The sequence below is a fragment of the Butyricicoccus sp. genome (assembly GCF_050872565.1).
In the GTDB taxonomy this organism is placed as follows: Bacteria; Bacillota; Clostridia; order Oscillospirales; family Butyricicoccaceae; genus Butyricicoccus_A.
On record NZ_JBNMHC010000229.1, the window covers coordinates 1 to 3,632 of the forward strand.

The 3,632-nt window shown below is 49.6% G+C and carries 2 protein-coding genes and 1 pseudogene; 2 read left to right on the forward strand and 1 reads right to left on the reverse strand.

Going from position 1 to position 3,632, the window contains the following annotated elements:
• Positions 1-970, reverse strand: a pseudogene (locus tag ACR0P9_RS09135) (nitrite/sulfite reductase); the annotation flags it as partial.
• Between the two features lie 253 nt (positions 971-1,223).
• Between ACR0P9_RS09135 and ACR0P9_RS09140 the strand changes: the two are divergent.
• Complete coding sequence (locus ACR0P9_RS09140) at positions 1,224-1,526, forward strand: putative quinol monooxygenase (protein WP_432619417.1); 303 nt, start codon at positions 1,224-1,226, stop codon at positions 1,524-1,526.
• Positions 1,480-3,632, forward strand: a 2,153-nt coding sequence (locus tag ACR0P9_RS09145) for an LTA synthase family protein (protein ID WP_432619419.1), incomplete at its 3' end; no start/stop codon positions are given. The genes ACR0P9_RS09140 and ACR0P9_RS09145, both read left to right, overlap by 47 nt.

The window sequence follows — 3,632 nt, forward strand, 5'->3', positions numbered from 1 at the left end:
CCTCTACTGCCGGCATACCGCCAATCGGATGCCATGCAACAGCATACAGACCGTCCTGCTTCTGCTCTACCACGCGCGGATCGGAAACCGTGCTGCCGTCACCGGTCTTGGTGAAGACAATCGGATCGACATGCAGAGTCAGGTCTTCGCCGGAAGCATATACTTCCTTGAGCTTTTCCAGATATGCTTCCTTGTACTTTTCTGCGCCGCCGAGAATTTCCTGCAAATAGCGCGTACGGGCATGACCGCGATTCTGATAATCGCCATAAGTACGGAAGGTCACCCACATGGCCTTGAGATAGAACAGCAGCTGATCCGGCTCAACCGCTTCTGCTACCTTGACGCCAAAGCGCGGATTGTTGCCGAGACCGCCTGCGGTATATACGTCAAACTTGCCGTCCGGACGAGCAGCATAGCCCATATCACGGAATGTCGCATGGGTGACATTTTCCGGAGAATTGGAGAAGCCAACCTTGAGCTTACGCGGCATCGGCTCTGCATTGATAAAATTCATCGCAAATTCTCCGACTGCCTCAGCATACGGCAGAACATCAAAGTATTCGCCCTTCTGTACGCCGCTCAGTGGAGCACACATGGTGTTGCGCGGGAAATCGCCGCCGCCGCCCATGGTGACAATGCCGACATCCAATGCACCTTCCATAATATCGCAGGTAGTTTCCGCATCCATGTCATGCAGCTGAATGGTCTGACAGGTGGTAAAATGCGCGCGCGGCACCTGATACTTGCGAATAGACTCCGCAATATATGCCAGCTTCTTTGCGGTCACGCGGCCTGCCGGCATACGCAGACGCAGCATGTTCTTGGACGGATCATGCTGTGCATAGCTGCCGTAACGACCGGAAAAGCCCTTATATTCTGCCTTCTTGATTTCGCCCTTGGAGTAAGCGATCGCCTTTTCGCGGAACAGCGGCATATCCGCCTTCCAGCTCTGCGGGTCAATCTTTTTCATAGCAATTCCTCACTTTAGCGGGATGTGCTCATCCCTGAATTTTATCTTGATTTCATGCAGATTTCTGCCAATTTCGTTCGTGCTTTTATTGTATCACTGCCCTTTTGGCATTGCAACTGCAAAATAATTTTTTCTATCTATATTTTTCAATATCTATAGGTATTTATCTATATATAATTCGCAAACTTCCTCTTGTCAACGCGGTAAATTCACGGTAAACTAAAGATACTTTCAAAAAAGGAGTTGATTGTTTATGAGCAATCCTATTCTCGTTACCGTTCGCTATACCGTCAAGGACGGCAAGCGCGAAGAATTCTACCGTCACATTGTCGAGCAGGGCATCGACACGGCATCTCGTGAAGAGGCTGGAAACCGCAAATATGATTATTACTATCCGGCAGATTCCGAAAGCGATCTGTGCCTGCTGGAGCTGTGGGACAGCCGGGAAGCACAAAAGATTCATGGCACAACTTCCCATTATCAGAAGCTCGCTGCTCTGAAGGCAGAGTATGTCACAAACGCAGAAATTCAGATTTACGACCTTGCGGCGCAATAAAGAGTTTCTCGCTTGGCTTGTATTTGCCGGAAGCGGCGCATACTTAGAGCTGGTGCTGCATCTTGTCGTCTTTCACACAGCAGACATGCATCTGGTCATTCCTATGCTGTTCGGTCTATGTGTGGGAAGTGGACTTGTCTGCATCAGCTCTTTGTTTCCGGCAAAAGCCAGCGGACGAATTGCCTTAGTTGGTCTCGGTTTTCTGTGTGTCTGCTGCTGTGTCCAATGCGTCTATCATGGCATTTTCGGCAGTTTTATGCCGCTGTCGCAGCTGACACTCGGCACCGATGCCCTGACCAACTTTCAAGGTCAGGTTATCTACGGTATCCAGCAGCAGCTTTTCGCTGTCATCGCGCTGTGCCTGCCGCTTCCATTGGCTTGGTATGTTCTGCGGTCTCACCGTGCCCAGCTGCCGCGATTGACACGAAAAACACGCGGTCCTATACTGGGTGCCTTCGCAGCCATCTGTGTGCTGACGCTTGTCTGTGTGCGCGTGCTGGACGGCGGCGCCGTGTATCGGCTGCTGACCAACACCAGTGCTTCCACAGAAAGCAGCGTTCGTCATGCCGGTCTCGCCGCCACGATGATAGAAGAGGGATTGGCACAGCTACAGGGATCCTCTGTCACACTGACCGCCAGTGCTTTGGACGGCGATCCGGAACAAGACAGTACAGATACTGCCAATATTGATCCATCTCTGGATTTTTCTGCGCTGGCAAACAGCACAGACGATGAATCTTTATCTGCCCTCGACCAATATTGTGCATCTCTTGCACCGACCAATAAAAATCAATACACCGGGCTGACCAAAGACTACAATCTCATTATGATTTGCGCCGAATCATTCAGTCCATATCTCATTGACAAAGAGCGAACACCGGCACTGTACAAGTTGGCAAACGGCGGCTTTCGATTTCAAAACTACTATTGCAGTTTTCCCAACACCACGACAAACGGTGAATACTCCCTGTGTATGGGACTAATGCCGGATATGTCTCGCACCAAGACGGCATCCAGCTTTGATGTCTCGCGCAGCAACTATTTGCCCTATTGTATGGGAACCGTCTTTTCTTCCCTAGGCTATCCCGCCTATGCCTATCACAATTATTACGGTACATTTTATGACCGCAATCACACGCATCCCAACATGGGATATACGTTTCGGGCAGTCGGCAGCGGTTTAGACATTCCTCTGTCATGGCCGTCCTCAGACAAAGACATGATTGATGCGTCTGTCTCGGAGTATTTGGACAGCGATACGCCGTTTTGCACATATTACATGACATTTTCCGGTCATTATCAGTATGACTGGGATAATGCGATGAGTGCCAAAAATCGGGATGCCGTTTCCGATCTCCCCTATTCGGAGACCGTACAGGCGTATCTTGCCTGCAACATGGAGCTGGAATATGCTGTAGAAGATTTGTTTGCGGCACTGGAACGTGCCGGAAAAGCAGACAACACCGTGATTGTTCTTACCGCCGATCATTATCCTTACGGTCTGTCGGAAAATCAGTACAACGCGCTTGCCGGAACACGCATTGACACGACATTTGAAAAATATCATAATTCGTTTCTGTGCTATATTCCCAACATGCAGCCCGTTGATGTGGATGCCTATTGCTGTGACATGGATATTTTACCGACGCTGCTCAATCTATTTGGTGTCTCGTATGACTCCCGCCTGCTCGCCGGAAAAGATATTTTATCCGACAGCCCGCATGTGGCGATGTTATCCGACCAAAGCTATTTGACCGATACATTCCGCTATAACGCAGAAACCGGCACCGCGGAATCTTATGACGGTTCACCTGTCGATTCTGTCGATGTGCAAACATACAGTCAATACGTGAGCAACGCTTTTTCGTTTTCCACACAGGTATTAAACAACGATTACTACGCCCATGTTTTTTCCCAATCGGCAGCCAAGCAAACAAAAAGTTATGATTTTTCCGACATCACCAGCCCTTTTGAGGAAGCCAGTGCCTTATTTGCCGTAGAAAACGGCTATATGCAGCCAAAATCTAACACAGAATTTGGTGCACAGCAACCGGCTATGTACGGCGAGCTGCTTCATGCTCTGTATCGCATGGCAGGCAATACAGA